This window comes from Cellulosimicrobium sp. NPDC030954 (assembly GCF_055571305.1).
Genome location: NZ_JBVIFN010000007.1, coordinates 1 through 20180, shown reverse-complemented (window position 1 = coordinate 20180; position 20180 = coordinate 1). Strand labels below are relative to the sequence as shown.

Sequence of the window (20180 nt, the reverse complement as noted above, 5' to 3'; positions counted from 1 at the left end):
ACGGTCAGACGAGGGCGAGCGCGAGCAGCGCGGTCGCGGCCGCGCCCGCGACGGTCCGCACGTGGTTCCACGCGAGCCAGCGCGGGAGGAACGCTGCCCACGCGGCGGCGAGGTCCTGGGGCCGGGCCGCCGCCGCGTCGAGACGCTCGTTGAGCGGGACGTTGCCCACCGCGGTCACGCCGAGGATCCCGACGAGCGCGACCACGGCGCCCGCGAGCGCCCGCCCCGCGCCCGGCTCGCCGCCGACCAGGCCGACGACGGCCGCCGCCGCGGGGAGGCGGCGCAAGCCGCCCAGGACGAACGTGGAGAACGCGAAGAGCACCCCGCCCGCGAGACCCGTCGCGACCGCACCTGCGACGACGAGCATGGTGAAGACGCTCACGACGCCTGCCCGGACGTCGCCGTGACGGTCACCGACCATGCCGCGGCCTCGCGCGCGGCGAACTCGCGGAAGTCGCGCGGCTCGCGGCCCAGCGCCTTGCGGACCCCGTCGGCGACGGGGGTCCCGCGCCCGTCGAGCACCTCGGTGAACAGGTAGCGCATGAGACCCACGACGTCCTCCGGCAGCCCGATCGCCCGCAGGCCCGCGACGAACTCGTCGATCGTGATCGGCGCGAACCGCACGTCACGTCCGCTCGCGGCGGCGATCTCCGCGACGGCGTCGGCGAACGTGATCGCGCGCGGACCGGTGAGCTCGTAGACCCGTCCGGCGTGCGCGTCGTCGACGAGAGCCGCGACCGCGACGTCGGCGACGTCCTCGAGGTCGACGAACGGCTCGGCGACCCGGTCCACCGGGAGCGCGAGGACGCCGTCGAGCACGGGATCGAGCAGGAAGCTCTCGCTGAAGTTCTGGTCGAAGAACGCGCACCGGACCACGGTGCGGCCGGGGAACGCCTCGGCGACGAGCACCTCCGCGCGCTGCGCCTCGACCTCGCCGCGACCCGAGAGCAGGACGAGCCGGCGCACGCCCGCCTCCCGGGCGAGGGCCGCGAACCGGGCGACGGTCTCCGGGGAGCCCGGGATCGCGAGGTCGGGCACGTAGACCACGTACACCGCCTCGGCCCCGGCGACCGCGGGGCCCCACGTGGTCTCGTCCTCCCAGTCGAAGCGGACGGCTCCGGAGCGGGACGCGCGCCGCACGGGGAGCCCGAGGGCGTCGAGGCGGTCGGCGACCCGGCGGCCGGACTTTCCGGTCGCGCCGAGGACGAGGACCGGGCCGGTGGCCGGGGCGGCGGTCGGAGCGTCGGTCGAGGCGGGGACCGCGGCATCTGTCGGGCGCGGTGTCGTGGCGCTCATGGCGTCTCTCCTGTCGAGGGTCGGTGCGGGGACGAATGCCAGTCAACCGGGCAGGGGCGAGACGCGACATGGCTCTGACGCTCGTCTCCATACGTGATCGTCTCGCGGTCCTCCGGCTCGGCGATCTCTGGCCCCGGCTCCGGGGCGGTGCGTACCCTGACCGGATGGACGTCGTCGCCGGGCTCCTCGACGGGCCGCGCGCCCGCGGCGCCTTCCTCCTGCGCAGCCACCTCCGCGCCCCCTGGGGCATGCGCATCGAGGACGAGGCGCCGCTGACGATCGTGCCCGTGCTGCGCGGGTCGGGCTGGGTCGGGCCGGCCGTGGGCGACGACGGGACGGACCCGGGCGTGCACGTCGAGGCGGGAGACGTCGTCCTGCTGCGCGGTCCTGCCCACTACGTCGTGGCGGACGCGCCGACGACCGCGCCGCAGGTGGTCGTCGGGCCGGAGTCCGACATGTGCCGCGCGGTCGACGGCGGGCCCTCCCCCATGACGGTGCTCGGCGTGCGGTCGTGGGGCAACGACCCCGGCGGCGAGACCGTCATCGTCACGGGCACCTACCCGCTCGACGGCGAGGTGGGCCGCCGCGTCCTGCGCGTGCTCCCGCAGCGCGTGGTGCTGCGCGGCGACGACGTCGACGGGACCCTCGTCGAGATGCTCGCGCGCGAGGTCGTGCAGGACCTCCCCGGGCAGGAGGCCGTGCTCGACCGCCTGCTCGACCTGCTCCTCATCTCGTGCCTGCGCACCTGGCTCTCCCGCGACGACGCGCCCGGCTGGTACCGCGCCGACGCGGACCCGGTGGTCGGCGCGGCCCTCCGCCTCATCCACCACGACCCGGCCCGCGCCTGGACCGTCGACGCGCTCGCACGGGAGGTCGGGCTCTCGCGCGCGGCGTTCTCGCGGCGCTTCACCACGCTCGTCGGCGAGCCGGCGATGAGCTACCTCACCGGCTGGCGCCTCGACCTCGCGGCGGACCTGCTGCTCGAGCCCGACGCGACGCTGACGTCGGTCGCGCGCACCGTCGGGTACGCGTCGCCGTTCGCGCTGAGCGCGGCGTTCAAGCGCGTGCGCGGGGTGAGCCCGGCGACGCACCGGGCGGCGCGCGCGGGCGCCGCCTGAGGCGGACGACGCCGGACCCGGGCAGGATGGTCGCCATGCCGATCCCACGCTGGGTGACCCGCAGCAACAAGCGTTTCCTGAACCCCGTGATGCTGCGCGTCGCGACGGGGGTCGGGCCGATGGCGGTCGTGCGCCACGTCGGCCGACGCAGCGGCCGCGTCTACCGCACGCCCGTCTTCGCGTTCGCCTACCGCGACACGCCGGCCGACCCGGTCCGCGTCGTCCTCGCGCTCACGTACGGGCCGGACGTCGACTGGGTGCGCAACGTCGACGCCGCGGGCGAGTTCGTGCTGGAGCGGCGGGGCCAGGAGTTCCGCGTCGTGGACGTGCGACGCGTCACGGGCGAGGTCGGTCTGCGGCTCGTGCCCGGCTGGACGAGCGCCGTCCTGCGTCGCACGGGGGTGGACCAGTTCCGGACCGGGAGGCTCCTGCGGGTGCCGGCCACGACGTCCGCGTAGCACTGCGCCCGTGCCGCGGCGTCCGGCCGACGGTCGCGCGCCACGTGACGGCGGACGCCCGGCCGGAGGTCCGACCGGGCGTCCGTGAGCGCTAGCGGGTCAGCACGCGCCGAGGTCGGCCCACGGGCCCCAGGTCGCGGCGCCCGGCTTCTCCCCGAGCGTCCACCACTTGGCCTTCCACGTGTGCCCCTCGAAGGACGCCGTCGTCCCGCCCACGTACACCTGCGACGCGCTCCACGGCGCCGCCGTGCAGGTCGGGTCGGTGGGGTCCGTCGGGTCGGTGGGGTCCGTCGGGTCGGTCGGGTCCGTCGGGTCGGTCGGGTCGGTCGGGTCCGTCGGGTCCGTCGCGCCGGAGGTGAACGACGCGAACTTCTTCGAGAACTCGAACCTCTGCTGCGCCAGCCCGGAGCAGTCGTCCTGCGTCGTCTGCGCGCCGGCGCAGCCCCCGGTGTCGCGGTGCAGCGCCCAGAACGACAGGTAGGCGACGCCCTTCTGCTGCGCGAAGGCGAGCACCGAGTCGGCGTTCGCGAGGGAGAACGTCTCCCCCACGCCCCAGTCGGAGACGCCGATCATCTCCGTGATGCCGACCATGCCCCAGAGCTGCGCGTCCGTCTTCGACGGGTAGATCGTCCTGAGGAAGCTCACCAGGCCGGTCGTCGCGGTGACGGTGTCCTGCGCCATGTTCGCGCGGTCACCCTCCCAGTAGTCGAAGGTCATGACGTTGACGACCGAGACCTCGACGCCGTTCGTCACGGCGTTGCGCAGCAGGTTCTTGCCCGACGCGGCCAGGCCCTGCGTCGTGGTCGGCAGCGTGTACTGCACCTCGAACGTCCGGCCGTTGGCCTCGGCCCAGTCCTGGACGATCTTCAGCGCCTTGTTGCGACGGTCCACGCCGGCGCTGCTGTTGATCGAGTCCGCCTCGATGTCGAAGTCGATGCGCTCGACGTCGTACGTCGTGATCAGCTTCTGGATCTGCGCCGCGATCTTGTTCACGTCCGTGCACGAGTCCGCCAGCTCGGTGAGCTGCCCGTCCTCGGTCGCGTCGTCCGCGGTCCAGCCGCCGAGGGACGGGATCACATTGCCGCCGCGCGCCTGGATCGCGTCCACCTGGGCGCCGAAGCTCGACTGCGCGATCGGCAGCGACGTGTCGCCGTTCCAGTAGAGCGTGCACGACCCCTGCCGCTCGGTCTGGGCGAACGCGAGCGTGATGTGGTCGGCGCCCGCCTGCTGGGACACGGCGCTGATGTCGTCGCCCAGCCACATCTCGTAGTACGGCGAGAACACGTGGTCGGGGATGGGCGTCGCGGCGGACGCCGGCTGTGCAGCGAGGCCGACGGTCGCGCCGACGGCGAGCGCCGTCGTGGTCGCGAGCGTGAGCAGCTTCCTTCGGAACATGGGAACCTCCGGTCCAGGCCGGCGTCGTCCGTGGCGCCGGGTGCGGGAGACGTCGGCGCACCGGGCGACCGACGGATCGACGCTACGGCGTCCGCGACCCGCGCCCATCGGTGCGATTGCGTATCTTTCGCGATCTACGCGTCCGTAGCACCCCGTATACGGATGCCCCGGGCGACGACCCCGCGCGGCTCCGCGGGACCCGCGACCGGACGCGGGCGCCGCCGTCCTGCCATGATGGACGGCATGACCGACCAGCTCTGGATCACCGGCGACCCCGACGCGGACGCGCTCCTCAGCGACGACGCGTTCGCCCTCCTCGTCGGCATGCTCCTCGACCAGCAGTACCCCATGGAGCACGCGTTCGCGGGACCGCGCAAGATCCGCGACCGCCTCGGCTCCATCGACCCGCGCGCCGTCGCGGAGGCGGACCCCGACGCGTTCGTCACGCTCGCGACGACGCCGCCGGCCATCCACCGGTACGGGCGCTCGATGGCCGCGCGCGTCCAGGACCTGGCGCGCGTCGTCGTCGACGAGTACGACGGCGACGCGACCCGGATCTGGACCGCGCCCGGCGCCGACGGTGCCCCGACCGGCGCGGAGGTCCTCGCCCGGCTGCGCGCGCTGCCCGGGTACGGCGACCAGAAGGCCCGGATCTTCCTCGCGCTGCTCGGCAAGCAGCGCGGCGTGCAGCCCGCCGGGTGGCGCGAGGCGGCGGGCCACTACGGGGACGAGGGGTCGCGCCGGTCCATCGCCGACGTCACGAGCGCGGAGTCGCTCGCGGAGGTCCGCACCTTCAAGAAGGCGCAGAAGGCCGCGGCGAAGGCCGCGAAGGCCTGACCGCGGGCACGTCGCCGGCCGCACCGCCGGCCGCACCACGGGCCGGATCTCGATGGACGCCCGCGTGCGCGACGACGCCCGGCCGCTATCGTCGGCGCGTGACCACGACGACGTCGCGCGCCCCGGCGCTGCCTCCCTCCACCCGCACGCTCCTGGCGCTGGCCGCGGGCGTGGTGGTGCTCGCGGGCGTCCACACGGCCCGGGAGGTGCTCGCGCCGATCCTCCTCGCGGCGGTGATCGTCATCATCTGCCACCCCGTGCGGTTCCCGCTCGAGCGCCGCGGCTGGCCCCGGTGGGCCGCCACGACGGCGGTCGTGGTGGTCGCCTACCTCATCCTTGCCGTGCTCGTCGCGATGCTCGTGTTCGCGGGCTTCCGGTTCGCCGACCTGGTGCGCGAGTACCTGCCGGCGCTGGTGCGCTCGGTCGAGGACGTCGTCGACCAGCTCTCCGCCGTCGGGATCGACACGGACGTCGCGGAGGCGGCGACGTCGTGGCTGGAGCCTGCCCGGGTCCTCAGCCTCGCGGGGAACGTGTCGGGCATGGCGCTCGGCATCGCGACGGCCTTCTTCTTCGTGCTCGCCTACGCGATCTTCATGGCGGCGGACGCGGCACGGTACTCGACCGCGACCACGGTCTTCGGCACCGAGCGCGCCGCGACGATCGACCGCGCGTCCCGGTTCAGCGGCGGCGTGCGGCGCTACTTCGTCGTCAACGCGTCGTTCGGCGCGGTCGTGGCGATCGTCGACGGCGTGGCGCTCTGGCTGCTCTCGGTCCCCGCGCCGACGGTGTGGGCGATCCTCGCGTTCGTCACCAACTTCATCCCCAACATCGGTTTCGTGCTCGGCCTCGTCCCGCCCGCGATCATGGCGTTCGTCGTCGGCGGGTGGCAGCTCGCGCTCGCCGTCGTCGCGGTCTACTGCGTCGTGAACGTCGTGCTCCAGGTGCTCGTCCAGCCCAAGTTCGTGGCCGACGCCGTGAACCTCAGCCTGACCCTCAGCTTCGTCTCCGTCGTGTTCTGGACGTTCGTCATCGGGCCGCTCGGGGCGATCCTCGCGATCCCGCTCACGCTGCTCGTACGCGCGCTCGTGCTGGAGCCCGACCCCGGCTCGGGCTGGTTGCGCTGGCTCTCGGGTGACGACGTGCCCCGGGACGGCGGGACGGCGAGCCCTGCACCCGGCGCGGCGGAGAGCGACGAGGCGGCCGCGATGGAGGACGACGAGATCGTCTCCCGCCGGGACGCGGGCGCCGGACCGGAGCCCGAGCGTGACCCTCAGGTCCAGCCTGAGGGTTCGGCCGCGGACGGCGCCCCCGCCTCGGAGACGGCGTAGCCGCGCACCCTGTTGCGATCGCGCCCGTGGTCCCTAGGCTGGCAGACGGCGGGTGTCCGCCCGTCACGGCACGGGAGGAACCATGGCGCACGGAGACATCACGCACATCGACATCCCGGTGAGCGACAGCGGCCGGGCCACGCAGTTCTACGGCCAGCTCTTCGGCTGGCAGATCGCGGAGGTCCCGGGCTTCGAGGGCTACCCCATGTGGCAGGCGCCCAACAAGATCAGCGGTGGGGGCCTCGCCCCGCGGTCCGAGGGGTTCACGAGCCCGCGCAGCTACGTCGAGGTCGACTCGATCGAGGACACGCTCGCGAAGGTCCGCGAGCTCGGGGGCCGCGTGGTCCTGGAGAAGTCGGAGATCAGCCCGACGTCCTGGTGGGCGGCGTTCGAGGACGCCGACGGGAACCAGATCGGCCTCTACGAGGGCACGACGGACGCGGGCTGACCGCGCCCGGTGGCCCGCCCGGACGGTCGTCGCGGTCAGAGCGACAGCACACGACCGTCCGGGTCGCCCGGCCGGCGCGGTCGGAGCGCGGGCGGCGGCGGCCACGGGAGGTCGTAGCGCTCCACGGGGACGTCGATCGCACCGAAGTCGTCGGTCTGCACGACCACGCCGTCCGGCGTGACCTCCACGAGCCGGACGCGCAGCGGCGGCGCGTCCTCCTGCTCGAGCATCCACACGTCGGCCAGCCACGCGAGGCTGAGCCCGTCGAGGGCCTCCTCCGCCTCCAGCCAGTCCACCGGGCCGGTCAGCTCGCGCCCGAGGAGCGACACCGCGACCCAGGCGTCGCCGTCGGGACGGATCCAGCCCACGTGCTCGCGGTCGTCGGGGCGGCGGTGCGGGATCCACTCGGCGGGGAGCATCCCGGCAGGCTAGCCGCAGGTCCGCCCGCGAGCCAGGGGATTGCGCCGGTCCTCACCGCTCGCCCGGCTCAGCGGGTGGGGAGCGGCTCGTTCCCCGAGCCCTCGCGGAAGCCCTCGCCGAACCCGTCGCGGTAGCCGCGGTCGTAGGCCTCGGCGCTCCCCTCCCGGAAGAGGTCGTCGGCGGAGGGCCGGACGAGCGCACGCGCCCCCGGCCCGTCGTCCTCGCCCACGTACCGGCCCAGGCCCCGCACGACGGCGACCGGCCGGCCCGCCGTCTTGCCCCGCACCAGCTCGCTCGCGGAGGCCACCTCGTCGGCGACGGCCGTGACCGTCACGGAGAGGGGACGCCCGTGCGCGTCCGTCCCGCCGCGCAGGTCCTCGGCCACGACGATCCCTGCCGCACCGATCGCGACGTCGACCAGCCCGTCGCGCCACGCACGACCAGCGGTGTCGGTGACGACGACGCCGAGCCGGTCGAGCCCGAACCGGTCGCGCAGCGCGGCCCGCAGCGCCCGGGCCGAGGCGTCCGGGTCGAGCGGGAGCAGCAGGACCGTCCCGTGGGGCGTGTTCGACGCGTCGACCCCGGCGGCGGCCATGACGAGGCCCAGGTGGTTCTCGACGATGCGCAGCGGAGGCTGACCCGGACGCCCGCGCGTCGCGACGACGCGCACCGTCTCGTCCGTGATCGCCTGCTCGCGGTCGGCGGCGGCGACGACGCGGCCCTCCGCCTTGGACACGACCTTGCTCGTCACCACGACGACGTCGCCCTCGGCGAGCGCGTCGCCCGGCGGCGCCCCCGCCAGCAGGTCGCCGACGAGCGCGGCGAGGTCGTCGCCCGGTCGCACCTCCCCCAGGCCCGACGGCGCCCACGCGGACAGGCGCGCGCCATCGCCCGCGTGCGCGGCGTCGTCGGGCACGAGGGGACCCGCGCCGGACGTCATCGCGCCAGCTTCGGCAGGACCTCGCGGCCGAAGACCTCGATCCACTCCCGCTGGTTGCGGCCCACGTTGTGGAGGTAGATCCGGTCGAAGCCGAGGTCGACGAACTTCTGGATGTACGCGCGGTGCTCGTCGGGGTCGGCCGAGATCACCATGCGACCCTCGAAGTCCTCGGGGCGCACGAGCTTGGCCATCTGCTCGAAGTCGTGCGGCGAGCGGATGTCGGCCTTGGGGAACTTCATGCCGCCGTTGGGCCACTCGGTCATCGCGTTCGCGAGCGCCTCCTCGTCGGTCGCGGCCCAGGACAGGTGGAGCTGCAGCACCTTGGGCATCGCCTGCGGGTCGCGGCCGGACTCGCGGACGCCGTCGTCGAACTTGCCGAACAGCATGGAGATCTTCTCCAGCGGCGCGCCGACCGTGATGAGGCCGTCCGCGTGCCGGCCGGCGCGCTTGGCCGTCACCGGGCCGGCCGTGGCGACGAGGATCTCGGGCGCGACCTCGGGCATGGTCCACAGGCGCGTGGACTCCATCTTGTAGAACGTCCCGGAGTGCTTGACGTCCTTGTTGTCGAGCCCGGACTGGAACAGCTTCTTGATGACGTCGATCGCCTCGAACATGCGGTTGATGCGCTCGGGCGCCTCCGGCCAGTACCCCGCGACCACGTGCTCGTTGAGCGCCTCGCCCGAGCCCAGACCGAGCCAGTGCCGCCCGGGGTACATCGCGGCGAGCGTCGCCGACGCCTGGGCCACCATCGCGGGGTGCCAGCGGAAGGTCGGCGCGGTGACTCCCGGCCCGAGGTCGCCCGTCGTGCGCTCACCGAGCGCGGTGAGCACGTTCCACACGAACGACGACTCGCCCTGCGCCGGGACCCACGGCTGGAAGTGGTCCGCAGCCATGGTGCCGGAGAAGCCGTGCTCCTCCGCGTAGGCCGAGAGCGCGACGGCCTCGGTGGGGTGGAACTGCTCGAGCATGGCGGCGTAGCCGATCGTCAGACCCATGCTCCGACCCTAGTACGCGCCGGGCGAGACTCGCCCGGGCGGGCCGGGGCCGCCTGCTGCGGCGGTCCCGGCCGTGCGCCTCAGACGTAGACGGGGGTCAGCGCCGCGTACTCCTCGACGGAGCCGTTGCGCAGGCAGACCTCGATGATCTGCCGCCCCAGCGGGTCGAGGTCGTCGGTGAGGAACTGCCGCAGCTCGCTGGCGAAGAAGTCGGTGATGATCCGCGCCCCGGCGTCGTAGGCATCCAGCCCGACCTGGGACTGGAGCTCGGGCCGCAGGAACGTGGGCCGCACGAGCTGGCCGTCGATCTTCATCTCCGTGAGCGTGTACCCGAACAGGGGGCACCGCGCCGGGGTGAGCTCCTCGGGGCGCAGGCGCCCGCCGCCGCGCCGCGCGAGGTACTCGCGCGTGAGCCACTCCGCCGCGAAGTCGACCTTGTACGCGCCGATGTGCTGGTTGGGCGTCAGGACGTACCGGGTCCGGTCCATCTCCACGAGCTGGCGCAGCAGGAGGTTCGCGGCCGCGACCTTCGTCCCGGTCGCGAACGGCCAGTACGACCCGACGCCCTCGGCGACCATCCCGCCGTGGGCCAGGGCCTCCGTCGCCGACCGCGACTCGCCGATCGACGGGTTCTTGTCCCCGCGCGGCGCGACGAGCCGCCAGATCCACGCGAGCGAGGCGGGGACGACGTGGGTCATGCCCATGATCCCGTAGGTCGGGTGATCCCGGGTGCAGGCCGGCATGCGGGCGCCGAAGGTCCGGACGTCGACCTCCGCCGGGCCGCCGACGTCGGTGAGCAGGTGGCGGGGCACGACGACGCGCGGGTTGGGGCACCGCCGGCCGTCGGAGTCGAGGGAGTGCTCCCAGGGCAGCACGGTGGCGTCGGGGACGCCGTCGATGTTGAAGAACACGAGCGGGACGTCGGGGTGGATGCAGGCGCGCTCCAGGTGGACGTCCTGGCCGTAGCCGGTGAGGTTGTCGACCCGCACGAACCAGGCCTCCTCCGCGTCCGTGACGACGAGGCGGCCGTCGCCCGTCTGGAGCCCGACGTGGCACAGGGTCATGTCGTCGGTGACGGGGTCGAGCGCGCTCGTCTCGCCGAGCGTGATGACGTACGGCTCGTCCGTCACGACGTTCGTGCCCAGCAGGATCCGTCCGTCCTCCTGACGGCGGATCTCCTGGCACATCTCGGACTTGCCGCCGCCCGACGCGCCCTCGTGCATGACGACGGTCTCGTTCTCGTACGGCGTGGTGACGCGGACCGACGACGCGTGCGCGGTGACCCAGCCCTCGCGCTCGCCGACGTCGAGCAGGACGGAGAACACGCCCTTCTTCGCGCTCGGACCGGGGTAGAGGTTGTACGCGAAGACCTCGTGCAGCGACTCGGAGCGGTCGTGCACGACGACCTGGCGGCCGTCGAACCGCGTGTGACGGAACGGCGGGGCCACGTAGAGGATCGAGCGCGGCTCGAACGGGCCGAGCTCGTCGAACGTGGTCCACCCCTGCAGGTCGACGAGCGCGAGGGCGAAGAACGCCGCGTTGGCCGGGCAGACGGCGAGCGACGGGTAGCCGTGGGTGCGTCCCCCCGCCCGGAACGGCACGACCACCAGCTCCTGGGTCGCGAGCCACGCGAGGGTCTCCTCCTTGACGGCGTCGAACCCGGTCCCGAAGACGTCGCGGTAGCGCGGCTTGTCGGTGGGCAGGTCGTCGGCGACGCGCATGCAGTCCGGGTCGCGCCGGCGCATGTAGTCCTCGGGGTAGTTCACGGCGATGCCGTTCCGGCAGCGCACCACCTCGGCCTCGGGCACGAGCGTGCCGGCGGCGTCGTACTCGACCACGAACCGCGGACCGCCGTCGGGGCCGAGCGCGAGGCGGTAGAGCTCGTCGCGCGAGGACGGGACGACGAGGTCCGGGCACGCCGCGAGCGCCGCCTCGAGCGCGGGCGGAAGGACGACGCCGGTTGGCAGCGCCCCGGTCGTGCGCGCGGGGTCGGTGGTCGTGAGGGTCATGGTTGCTCCCGGTGGTCGGCGCGAGGGACGAGATCGAGGTGCGCCCACGAGCACCCGGGTCTTTGCGTGCAGGTTACGAGTCGATGACCAATCACCCCCAGGGACCTTGGACCCGTCTTGATGTGCCTCACAGGTCGGGTACGCGTCCCCGCGCCGCGCCGACCCGGATAGCCTCTCGTCGGTGAGCACCCCTCCCCCGCCTGACGCTCCCCTCGACACGCGAGCCCTCGTGGAGCCCGTGGACCGCGCGGCGGCGCGCGCGCACCACCGGGAGCTGAGACGCCGGGCACGCGCGGGACGGGCGCGCACGGGGTCCTCGGTGGGGTCCCGGGTGCTCGCCAGGGTGCTCGGAACCACCCTCCTCGCCCTCCTGCTCGCCCTGGCGGTGTTCGTCGTCGGCGCCGTCCTCGCCCTCGTCGTGGTCGGTCTCGTCGCCGCCGGGGTCGCCGTCCCGGTCGCCGTCGGGCTCGTGGCGGCCGGCGTCGTCGCGGTCGGCCTCCTCGTCGCCCGGGGCGTGCGGAGGTCGTCCGCCCGGGAGCACGAGCAGTCCTACCGCCTGAGCCTGTTCGCCGCGGCGAACGGGTTCGACGTCGTGCCGCGGGTCGACGAGCCCGACCTGCCCAGCGGGGCGTTCCACCTGGGCATCCTCCGTGTCGCCCGGAACGTGGTCCGCACCGGCGGTCGCCGCCCCGTCGAGGTCGCCACCTACACCTACAGCGCCGGCTACCGCAACGGCGAGCCCTTCGCGTTCACCTATGCCATGGTCGGCCTCGACCGCACCCTGCCCCGCGTCGTCGTGGAGACGGCGCCCGCCCGGGGCCTGCGGGGCGCCCGGGCTCCGCGGGGCGTCGAGCGCGTGTGGGAGCTGCCGGTCGACGGCCCGTTCGGCGACCGCCACCGCGCCTACGGGCCCGTGCGGTCCCCGGCCGGCACGGCGCGCGCCGTCTTCCCCCCGGAGGTCGTCGAGTCGCTCGTCCGCGGTCCCCTGCCGCTCGCGGCCGAGGTGGCCGGGGACCGGCTCTTCCTGTTCAGCGAGCACGCGCTCGACCTGCTCGACCCGGCGGTCTGGGAACGCCTCCTGGGGGACGGCCACCGACCTGGCCGCGCGGCTGTCCCGCTCGGACGGGCCCGGCGGCCCGGGCACCGCGCCCGGCACCCGGTGACGACGGCGGCCGGGACGCGAGACGCCGTCGGGAGCGGCCCCGAGATCTGGGAGAATGGGCGACCATGAGCGACTTCCCGACGAACGCGCCGACGGGCGCGGCCGATGCCACTGCAGCAACGACCTCCTCCGCCGGCCGCGTAGCCGGCGACGTCGTCCGCGCGGTGGTCGCGGGAGTACCCGACCGGGTGAGCCTCGACGGGCTCGAGGAGACCTACGACGCCCGCTGGGCCGAGCAGGGGACGTACGCGTTCGACCGCTCGAAGACCCGCGAGCAGGTCTTCTCCATCGACACCCCGCCGCCGACGGTCTCCGGCTCCCTGCACGTCGGCCACGTCTTCTCCTACACGCACACCGACGTCGTCGCGCGCTTCCAGCGCATGCGCGGCCTCGAGGTGTTCTACCCCATGGGCTGGGACGACAACGGCCTGCCCACCGAGCGGCGCGTCCAGAACTACTACGGCGTCCGCTGCGACCCCACGCTCCCCTACGTCGAGGGCTTCGAGCCCCCGCACGAGGGTGGCGAGGGCAAGTCCGTCAAGGCCGCGGACCAGATGCCGGTGAGCCGTCGCAACTTCATCGAGCTGTGCGAGCGCCTGACCGCCGAGGACGAGAAGCAGTTCGAGGCGCTGTGGCGCCGGCTCGGGCTCTCGGTCGACTGGGCGCAGCACTACCAGACCATCGACGCGCGGTCGCGCACGGCCGCGCAGCGCGCGTTCCTGCGCAACCTCGGCCGCGGCGAGGCGTACCAGGCCGAGGCGCCGGGGCTGTGGGACGTGACGTTCCAGACGGCGGTCGCGCAGGCCGAGCTCGAGGCGCGCGACTACCCCGGGCACTTCCACAAGGTCGCGTTCCACCGCGTCGCGCCGGGCACGCCCGACGACGGCGCACCCGTCTACATCGAGACCACGCGTCCCGAGCTGCTCGCCGCGTGCGTCGCGCTCGTCGCGCACCCGGACGACGAGCGCTACCAGCACCTGTTCGGCACGACGGTGCGCTCGCCGCTGTTCGACGTCGAGCTCCCCGTCCTCGCCCACCCCGCCGCCGAGCGCGACAAGGGCGCGGGCATCGCGATGTGCTGCACGTTCGGCGACCTCACCGACGTGCAGTGGTGGCGCGAGCTGCAGCTCCCGACGCGGTCGATCATCACGCGCGACGGCCGCATCGTCCGCGAGACGCCGGACTGGATCACGTCGCACTCCGGCCAGGGCGTGTTCGCCGAGATCGAGGGCAAGACGACGTTCTCTGCGCGCCAGGTCGTCGTCGACGCCCTGCGGGACGCGGGCGACCTCGACGGCGAGCCCGTGCCGACGCAGCGCAAGGCGAACTTCTTCGAGAAGGGCGACAAGCCGCTCGAGATCGTCACCTCGCGCCAGTGGTACATCCGCAACGGCGGTCGCGACTGGACCACCGCGGACGGCACCGTCCGCGACCTGCGCGGCGAGCTGCTCGGCCGGGGCAAGGAGCTCGCGTTCCACCCCGACTTCATGCGCGTGCGCTACGAGAACTGGGTCGGCGGCCTCAACGGCGACTGGCTCATCTCGCGCCAGCGCTTCTTCGGCGTCGCGATCCCGCTGTGGTACCCGGTGCTGGAGTCCGGCGAGGTCGACCACGACCACCCCATCGTCCCGTCCGAGGACGTCCTGCCCGTCGACCCGTCGTCCGACGTCCCCGCCGGGTACACCGAGGACCAGCGCGGCGTGCCGGGCGGGTTCGTCGGCGAGAACGACATCATGGACACGTGGGCGACCTCCTCGCTCACGCCGCAGATCGCCGGTGGCTGGGAGGTCGACCCCGACCTCTTCGAGCGCGTGTTCCCCATGGACCTGCGCCCGCAGGGCCAGGACATCATCCGGACGTGGCTGTTCTCGACCGTCGTGCGCTCGCACCTCGAGTTCGGCTCGCTGCCGTGGAAGAACGCCGCGATCTCGGGCTGGATCCTCGACCCCGACCGCAAGAAGATGTCGAAGTCCAAGGGCAACGTCGTCACGCCGATGGGCCTGCTCGAGGAGCACGGGTCGGACGCCGTGCGGTACTGGGCGGCGTCGGCCCGCCTGGGCACCGACGCGGCGTTCGAGGTCGGCCAGATGAAGATCGGCCGCCGCCTCGCGATCAAGATCCTCAACGCGTCGAAGTTCGCGCTGTCGTTCGGGGTCGACGCCGAGACCGGGACGGGCGAGATCGTCCTCGACCCCGCGCTCGTCACCGAGACGCTCGACCGCGCGATGCTCGCCGGCCTCGCGTCGGTCGTCGAGAAGGCGACCGAGGCGTTCGAGGCGTACGACCACACGCGCGCCCTCGAGACCACGGAGACGTTCTTCTGGACGTTCTGCGACGACTACCTCGAGCTCGTCAAGGACCGCGCGTACGGCGCCGGCGCCGCGGCGTCCGACGTCTCGGCCGAGACCCGGTCCGCGCGCGTCGCGCTCGCGATCGCGCTCGACACGCTCCTGCGCCTCTTCGCGCCGTTCGTGCCGTTCGCGACCGAGGAGGTCTGGTCGTGGTGGCGCGCCTCGGAGGGCTCGATCCACCGCGCGCCGTGGCCGACCTCCGACGTCGCACGCGCGGCGGCCGGCGACGCCGACCCGGCCGTGCTCACGGCCGCGGGCCACGCGCTCGCCGCGCTGCGCAAGATCAAGTCCGAGGCGAAGGTCTCGATGCGCACGCCGATCCTCGCGGCGCAGGTCGCCGTCCCGGCGGCGTCGCTCGCGGGCGTCGAGGCGTCGGTCGTCGACGTCCGCAACGGCGGGCGCGTCACCGGCACGCTCGACCTCGTCGCGGCCACGGAGGGCCAGGGCGACCCGGCCGTCCAGGGCGGGATCGTCGTCGTCTCCTCCGAGCTCGGCGAACCCGAGGCCCGCAAGAAGGCCTGACCCCCCACCCGTCGTGGGCATGAAATGGGCCCGGTTCTGACCGCAGAACCGGGCCCATTTCATGCCCACAGCGGCCGGCGGGTCAGATGATCTCGCCGCGCAGCCTGGCGTCGTCGCCGGACATCGTCGCCGCGACCTCGCGCGGCGTGCCCTCGTCGGCCCACCGCAGGGTCGCACCGACGCCCTCGATGAGCTCGACGCTGCCCTCGGGCGCGAACGTCAGGCCGGCGTCCTGGCCCACCGCGGCGCGCACGAGCGCGACCGTCGCGGGGAGCTTCTCGAGGCCCTCGGTGACGCCCAGGTCCTGGATCTCCTCCTTCGTCGCGGCGATGTGCATCGGGCTCGGCCCGATCCACAGCGAGCGGCCGTCGAGAGCGGCGTCCTGTCCGTACTCGTCGGCCAGGACGAGCTCCTTGACCTGCCCGCGCGCGAGGACCGCCACGACGTCCTCGACGGACGTCACGGCGCCCGACTCGCGGCCCTGCTCCTGGCGGAACTCCGCGAGGACCTTCTCCCGTCGCCGCTCGCGGAAGCTGTCGAGCGCGTCGGCGACGTTCGACTCGAACGCGGCCTCGTTGATGCCCGGTCCGCGACCTCCTCCCGGGACCTCGACGACGCGCTCCGCCGTCGCACGGCCCAGCGCCCCGCGCACGAGGGGCACCGCGCGCACGTCCCCGGTGAGGAGGACGAGCTCCGGGTGGTACTCCGCCGCCTGGCGCTCGAGCTCGGCCGCCACCGCCTCGGCGTTGCGCTCCCACGAGTCCTCCGCGCGCGACTCGATGCGCTTGTGAGACAGTCCGCCGGTGCGGACCTTGTTGATGACGTCGTGGCCGCCCTCGACCGACTCCGGCTCCGCGTACGGCAGGTGTCCCCCGGCGACGGACCACGTGAGGTCCGCGCCCTGGCGGTCGACGACGACGCGCACGTAGTCGACGGACTCGTCCGCCGCGCGCGCCGCCTGGAGCAGCGCAGGAACGGGCCCCCACGACCCCTTGGTGAGCGCCGGCGGGTCCTTGACGACGCGGTCGACGAGCACGCCCGTGTTGTCCGCGATCAGCACGCGCCCGTGGGTGCCCCCGACCCGCGTCGGCCGCAGCACCACCTCCTCGAGGTCGTCGAGGACGGCGTCGGGCGCGCCCTCCTGGCGCAGCGTGCGCCGCACGCCCTTCCAGCGGTTCTCGACCTCGCGGTCCCCGGCCTCGTTGGCCCGCGTCGCGTCGATGTACACCGTCGCGAAGGGGCCCGGGTGGCCGAGGAGGGGCTTGAGCCAATCGATCTTCATGCGAACACCTCTAGCGTCCGTCGGCGTGGCGGGCAGGCCGCCCGGCGCGCAGGTCGTGCCGACGCCGGGGCCCACCCTGGGACCCCTCCAGGGTCGGTCAGATCGACCCGCGTCGCCACCGCGCGTCGGGCAGGACCCGGCGGACGCCGACGGTCAGGATGCCGTCAGGAGTAGGTGTCGAGGACGGGCGTGCCCTCGCCCGACGCGGCGTGCTCCGCCGCGATCCGCTCGTGGTGGCGGATGACCTCGCGGACGATGAACTCGCGGAACTGCTCCGCGAACTGGGGGTCGAGGCCCGCGGCGTCCGCGATGCCCGTGAGGCGCGCGATCTGCTGCCGGTCCCGGTCCGGGTCGGCCGGGGGCAGCCCGCCCTGCGCCTTGAGCTCCCCGACCCGGCGCGTGAACTTGAACCGCTCCGCGAGCAGGTGCATGAGCGCGGCGTCGATGTTGTCGATGCTGTCGCGCAGCGTGAGGATCTCGGCGGGGACGGCAGAGGGGCCGGGCGGGTGCGTCACCCACTGATCCTAGGCGCGCCCGACGACCCGAGGAACGCGATACTCGGAGTACGGAGTAAAGTGTCACGCCGTCCCTACCTGCCGTCCCACTCAGCGGAGAGTCCCATGACGGAACACGCGTCGCCGAGCCTCGTCGAGGTCTCCCCCACGGCGACCATCAGCACCCTCCTCACCGACCGCGTCGCCCGTGGTCCCCACGCGACGCTCGTCGAGCGCCGGACCACCGCGGACGGCCCGTGGGAGCCCGTCACCGCGCAGGATTTCGAGGCGGACGTCGTCGCCGTCGCCCGCGGCCTCGTGGCCCGTGGCATCGAGCCGGGCGACCACGTCGCGATCATGTCCCGCACACGCTACGAGTGGACCCTCCTCGACTTCGCCACGTGGGCCGTCGGTGCCGTCCCCGTGCCCGTCTACGAGACGTCGTCCGCCGAGCAGGTGCACTGGATCTGCTCCGACGCCGCGGTCCGCCTCGCCGTCGTGGAGACCGCCTCCCACGCCGCGGAGGTCGCGTCCGTCCGGGACCGCCTGCCCGACCTGGAGGACGTGCTCGTCGTCGAGGACGGTGCCGTGGACGCCCTGCGCGCCGCGGGCGCCGACGTCCCCGCCGCGGAGATCGACCGCCGTCGTGCCGCCCAGCGGGTCGACGACCTCGCGACGGTCATCTACACCTCCGGCTCGACCGGACGCCCCAAGGGCGTCGAGCTCACGCACCGGAACTTCGTCCACCTCGCGCTGAACGGCCGCGCGGGCCTCGCCGAGATCCTCGACTCCGACGGCGCCCGCACCCTCCTCTTCCTGCCGCTCGCCCACGTCTTCGCGCGCTTCATCCAGGTCGTCGTCGTCGCCTCGAACGCCGTGCTCGCGCACTCGTGGGACACCAAGAACCTCGTCGCCGACCTCGGGACGTTCCACCCGACGTTCCTGCTGGCCGTGCCGCGCGTCTTCGAGAAGGTCTACAACACGGCCGAGCAGAAGACCGGGACCGGCGCCAAGCGCAAGGTCTTCCACTGGGCCGCGAAGGTCGCGATCACGTGGTCGCGCGCGCTCGACACCCCAGCCGGGCCGTCGTTCGGGCTGCGCGTGCAGCACGCCGTCGCCGACCGCCTCGTCTACTCGACGCTGCGCGCCGCGATGGGCGGGCAGCTCACGTACTCGATCTCCGGCGGCGCGCCCCTCGGCGAGCGGCTCGGCCACTTCTACCGCGGCGTCGGGCTGCGCATCCTCGAGGGCTACGGCCTCACGGAGACCACCGCGCCCACGGCCGTGAACCTTCCCGGCCTCACCAAGATCGGCACCGTCGGGCCCGCGTTCCCCGGCACCTCGCTGCGGATCGACGACGACGGCGAGCTGCTCGTCAAGGGCGACCACGTCTTCCGCGGCTACCGCAACCAGCCCGAGCTCACCGCCGAGGCGCTCCAGGACGGCTGGTTCCGCACCGGTGACCTCGGCGCGTTCGACGACGACGGCTACCTGCGCATCACCGGCCGCAAGAAGGAGATCATCGTCACCGCCGGCGGCAAGAACGTCGCCCCCGCGGTGCTGGAGGACCGCCTGCGCGCCCACCCGCTCGTGAGCCAGGTCGTCGTCGTGGGCGACCAGCGCCCCTTCATCGGCGCCCTCGTCACGCTCGACGCCGAGATGCTGCCCGGCTGGCTCTCGACGCACGGCCTGCCGACCATGGACGTCGACGCCGCCGCCACGAACGCCGACGTCCTCGCCGCGCTCGACCGTGCCGTCGCGCACGCGAACGAGGCGGTCTCCCGCGCCGAGTCGATCCGCAAGATCACCGTCCTGACCACGGACTTCACCGAGCAGAACGGCTACCTCACCCCGTCCCTCAAGGTGAAGCGCGGCCTCGTCATCAAGGACTTCGCCGACACGATCGACACCCTCTACGGCGCCAAGGTCGGCGCCGACGCCTGACCGAGGAACGACCCCGCTCCGCCGAGGGAAAGCCCTGGTCCGCCTAGGTAGAGCCCTGGTCGGCCGAGGTAGAGCTGTGGTCACCCTGCCCGACGGCGTGTGGTCGCCCTGGGTGGCGGGGTGGGTGGTGGTGCCGCGTCTACCATCCGCCGCTCGTTCCTCGCGGCTCCCGCCAGGCCCGCCACGACGCGGCACCACCACCCACCCCGCCCGGCATCACCTCACCCTGGTCGGTCCTCGCCCGGGCGACCGCCCGCGGTGTCGATCAGGCCGGGGGTCGCCGACCAGCGTCGCCCGGGCGACCGGACCGCCGTCCGATCCGTCGGCGACGACGCAGTTCAGGGCGAGCAGACGTCGTCGAGCCAGGCCTCAACCTCGGCAGACCAGGTCTCGACGTCGGCGGACCACGGTTCTGGCTCCGAAGGAAGACGTCGTACCGCTCCACCTGCGCAGGTGCGACGGTAGGCGCGGCATTCGTCTTCCGCACCACCTTGGTGGGGCCACCGGCCCCGGGAAGCTACCTCGGGAGACCAGGCCTCTACCTCGGCGTGGTGGCCCGCGCGAGCCCGGGCAAGGGTGCGGCGACGGCCGAGCGGTGGGGGTGGGCTCGGATGCGAAAGGGCGTCAAAGCGGCGCTCCAAAGACCCACGCCCGACAGTCCAGGGTGACGGCGACGCAGCCCCGAGCACCGAGCCCACCCCCACCGCGGACCCGACCCCGCGGGCCTGAAAACCGACCACGGCTCTACCTCGGCGGACCGGGGCTCTACCTCGGCGGGTGGCAGGTCAGGCGGACTTCTCCCGCGGGGTGCGGCTGCGCGCGGTGGAGGTGCGCGGCACGATCGTGGGGTTCACGTTGTCCAGCACGACCTCCCGCGTGATCACCACACGCTCCACGTCATCACGCGAGGGCACGTCGAACATCACCTGCTGCAACACCTCCTCCATGATCGCCCGCAACCCCCGCGCCCCCGTCCCACGCAACAACGCCTGCTCGGCGACCGCCTCCACCGCACCCTCGGTGAACTCCAGCTCCACCCCGTCGATCGCGAACATCCGCTGATACTGCTTCACCAACGCATTCCTGGGCTGCGTCAAGATCCGCACCAACGCCTCAGAGTCCAACGCCGACACCGACGCGATCACCGGCAACCGCCCGATGAACTCCGGGATCAACCCGAA

General features: G+C 73.5%; 17 protein-coding genes and 1 pseudogene. 8 read left to right on the top strand and 10 right to left on the bottom strand.

Annotation, left to right across the window (positions count from 1 at the left end):
• Positions 1-4: 4 nt before the first annotated feature.
• Both ACZ402_RS14335 and ACZ402_RS14330 read right to left on the bottom strand, forming a co-directional pair.
• Positions 5-382 (bottom strand): anthrone oxygenase family protein, encoded by a 378-nt coding sequence (locus ACZ402_RS14335; RefSeq protein ID WP_375824341.1) that lies wholly within the window; start codon positions 380-382, stop codon positions 5-7.
• A complete protein-coding gene (locus ACZ402_RS14330) occupies positions 379-1296 on the bottom strand; it encodes a Rossmann-fold NAD(P)-binding domain-containing protein (RefSeq protein ID WP_375824340.1) in 918 nt (305 codons plus the stop codon). Before ACZ402_RS14330 ends, ACZ402_RS14335 begins: the two co-directional genes overlap by 4 nt.
• Positions 1297-1460: 164 nt before the next feature.
• Between ACZ402_RS14330 and ACZ402_RS14325 the strand changes: the two genes are divergently transcribed.
• Positions 1461-2414 carry an AraC family transcriptional regulator gene (locus ACZ402_RS14325; RefSeq protein ID WP_375824339.1) on the top strand — a complete coding sequence of 318 codons (954 nt, stop codon included), beginning with the start codon at positions 1461-1463 and terminating at the stop codon, positions 2412-2414.
• A gap of 35 nt (positions 2415-2449) precedes the next feature.
• Positions 2450-2872, top strand: a complete 423-nt coding sequence (locus tag ACZ402_RS14320) for a PNPOx family protein (protein WP_375824338.1) — start codon at positions 2450-2452, stop codon at positions 2870-2872.
• Between the two features lie 99 nt (positions 2873-2971).
• Here ACZ402_RS14320 and ACZ402_RS14315 read toward each other — a convergent pair whose 3' ends face one another.
• Complete coding sequence (locus ACZ402_RS14315) at positions 2972-4267, bottom strand: chitinase (RefSeq protein ID WP_375824337.1); 1296 nt, start codon at positions 4265-4267, stop codon at positions 2972-2974.
• Between the two features lie 243 nt (positions 4268-4510).
• Between ACZ402_RS14315 and ACZ402_RS14310 the strand changes: the two genes are divergently transcribed.
• The 3 genes from ACZ402_RS14310 to ACZ402_RS14300 all read left to right on the top strand — a co-directional run bounded on the left by ACZ402_RS14310 (position 4511) and on the right by ACZ402_RS14300 (position 6880).
• A complete protein-coding gene (locus ACZ402_RS14310) occupies positions 4511-5104 on the top strand; it encodes an HhH-GPD-type base excision DNA repair protein (RefSeq protein WP_375824335.1) in 594 nt (197 codons plus the stop codon).
• A 98-nt stretch (positions 5105-5202) separates the two neighbouring features.
• On the top strand, positions 5203-6432 hold the full coding sequence (locus ACZ402_RS14305) for an AI-2E family transporter (RefSeq protein ID WP_375824334.1): 1230 nt from the start codon (positions 5203-5205) through the stop codon (positions 6430-6432).
• Positions 6433-6514: 82 nt separating this feature from the next.
• Positions 6515-6880, top strand: a complete 366-nt coding sequence (locus ACZ402_RS14300) for a VOC family protein (RefSeq protein WP_375824333.1) — start codon at positions 6515-6517, stop codon at positions 6878-6880.
• A gap of 35 nt (positions 6881-6915) precedes the next feature.
• Here the strand turns inward: ACZ402_RS14300 and ACZ402_RS14295 are convergent, their stop codons facing one another.
• The 4 genes from ACZ402_RS14295 to ACZ402_RS14280 all read right to left on the bottom strand — a co-directional run bounded on the left by ACZ402_RS14295 (position 6916) and on the right by ACZ402_RS14280 (position 11244).
• The gene (locus ACZ402_RS14295; protein ID WP_375824332.1) at positions 6916-7299 is read right to left on the bottom strand and encodes a hypothetical protein; all 384 of its coding nucleotides are present in this window, start codon (positions 7297-7299) and stop codon (positions 6916-6918) included.
• A 68-nt stretch (positions 7300-7367) separates the two neighbouring features.
• Positions 7368-8240, bottom strand: a complete 873-nt coding sequence (gene cofE, locus ACZ402_RS14290; protein ID WP_375824331.1) for a coenzyme F420-0:L-glutamate ligase — start codon at positions 8238-8240, stop codon at positions 7368-7370.
• Positions 8237-9235: a TIGR03557 family F420-dependent LLM class oxidoreductase gene (locus ACZ402_RS14285; protein ID WP_375824330.1), complete on the bottom strand. Its 999-nt coding sequence runs from the start codon at positions 9233-9235 to the stop codon at positions 8237-8239. The genes cofE and ACZ402_RS14285 overlap by 4 nt, the downstream gene beginning before the upstream one ends.
• A gap of 80 nt (positions 9236-9315) precedes the next feature.
• Complete coding sequence (locus tag ACZ402_RS14280) at positions 9316-11244, bottom strand: DUF4914 family protein (RefSeq protein ID WP_375824329.1); 1929 nt, start codon at positions 11242-11244, stop codon at positions 9316-9318.
• Between the two features lie 343 nt (positions 11245-11587).
• On the opposite strand from ACZ402_RS14280, the gene ACZ402_RS14275 reads away from it, so the two are divergent.
• A complete protein-coding gene (locus tag ACZ402_RS14275; protein ID WP_465272285.1) occupies positions 11588-12475 on the top strand; it encodes a hypothetical protein in 888 nt (295 codons plus the stop codon).
• Positions 12472-15279, top strand: coding sequence for a valine--tRNA ligase (valS, locus tag ACZ402_RS14270; protein ID WP_375824327.1), 2808 nt, complete (start codon positions 12472-12474; stop codon positions 15277-15279). The genes ACZ402_RS14275 and valS overlap by 4 nt, the downstream gene beginning before the upstream one ends.
• An 82-nt stretch (positions 15280-15361) precedes the next feature.
• Here the strand turns inward: valS and ACZ402_RS14265 are convergent, their stop codons facing one another.
• Entirely contained in the window at positions 15362-16561 is a 1200-nt protein-coding gene (locus tag ACZ402_RS14265; RefSeq protein WP_375824326.1) for a baeRF2 domain-containing protein, read from the bottom strand.
• A gap of 164 nt (positions 16562-16725) precedes the next feature.
• A complete protein-coding gene (locus ACZ402_RS14260; RefSeq protein WP_375824325.1) occupies positions 16726-17076 on the bottom strand; it encodes a chorismate mutase in 351 nt (116 codons plus the stop codon).
• A 105-nt stretch (positions 17077-17181) separates the two neighbouring features.
• On the opposite strand from ACZ402_RS14260, the gene ACZ402_RS14255 reads away from it, so the two are divergent.
• Positions 17182-18999, top strand: a complete 1818-nt coding sequence (locus ACZ402_RS14255) for an AMP-dependent synthetase/ligase (RefSeq protein ID WP_375824324.1) — start codon at positions 17182-17184, stop codon at positions 18997-18999.
• A 785-nt stretch (positions 19000-19784) separates the two neighbouring features.
• Here ACZ402_RS14255 and ACZ402_RS14250 read toward each other — a convergent pair.
• A pseudogene (locus ACZ402_RS14250) lies at positions 19785-20180 on the bottom strand (ATP-dependent Clp protease ATP-binding subunit ClpX); the annotation flags it as partial.

Excerpts from the sequence above, each read along its gene's own strand:
- ACZ402_RS14310 (WP_375824335.1), top strand. The coding sequence starts at position 4,511 with ATGACCGACCAGCTCTGGATCACCGGCGACCCCGACGCGGACGCGCTC.
- ACZ402_RS14295 (WP_375824332.1), bottom strand. The coding sequence starts at position 7,299 with ATGCTCCCCGCCGAGTGGATCCCGCACCGCCGCCCCGACGACCGCGAG.
- cofE (WP_375824331.1), bottom strand. The coding sequence starts at position 8,240 with ATGACGTCCGGCGCGGGTCCCCTCGTGCCCGACGACGCCGCGCACGCG.
- valS (WP_375824327.1), top strand. The coding sequence starts at position 12,472 with ATGAGCGACTTCCCGACGAACGCGCCGACGGGCGCGGCCGATGCCACT.
- ACZ402_RS14330 (WP_375824340.1), bottom strand. The coding sequence starts at position 1,296 with ATGAGCGCCACGACACCGCGCCCGACAGATGCCGCGGTCCCCGCCTCG.
- ACZ402_RS14320 (WP_375824338.1), top strand. The coding sequence starts at position 2,450 with ATGCCGATCCCACGCTGGGTGACCCGCAGCAACAAGCGTTTCCTGAAC.
- ACZ402_RS14325 (WP_375824339.1), top strand. The coding sequence starts at position 1,461 with ATGGACGTCGTCGCCGGGCTCCTCGACGGGCCGCGCGCCCGCGGCGCC.
- ACZ402_RS14315 (WP_375824337.1), bottom strand. The coding sequence starts at position 4,267 with ATGTTCCGAAGGAAGCTGCTCACGCTCGCGACCACGACGGCGCTCGCC.
- ACZ402_RS14285 (WP_375824330.1), bottom strand. The coding sequence starts at position 9,235 with ATGGGTCTGACGATCGGCTACGCCGCCATGCTCGAGCAGTTCCACCCC.
- ACZ402_RS14280 (WP_375824329.1), bottom strand. The coding sequence starts at position 11,244 with ATGACCCTCACGACCACCGACCCCGCGCGCACGACCGGGGCGCTGCCA.
- ACZ402_RS14265 (WP_375824326.1), bottom strand. The coding sequence starts at position 16,561 with ATGAAGATCGATTGGCTCAAGCCCCTCCTCGGCCACCCGGGCCCCTTC.
- ACZ402_RS14255 (WP_375824324.1), top strand. The coding sequence starts at position 17,182 with ATGACGGAACACGCGTCGCCGAGCCTCGTCGAGGTCTCCCCCACGGCG.
- ACZ402_RS14300 (WP_375824333.1), top strand. The coding sequence starts at position 6,515 with ATGGCGCACGGAGACATCACGCACATCGACATCCCGGTGAGCGACAGC.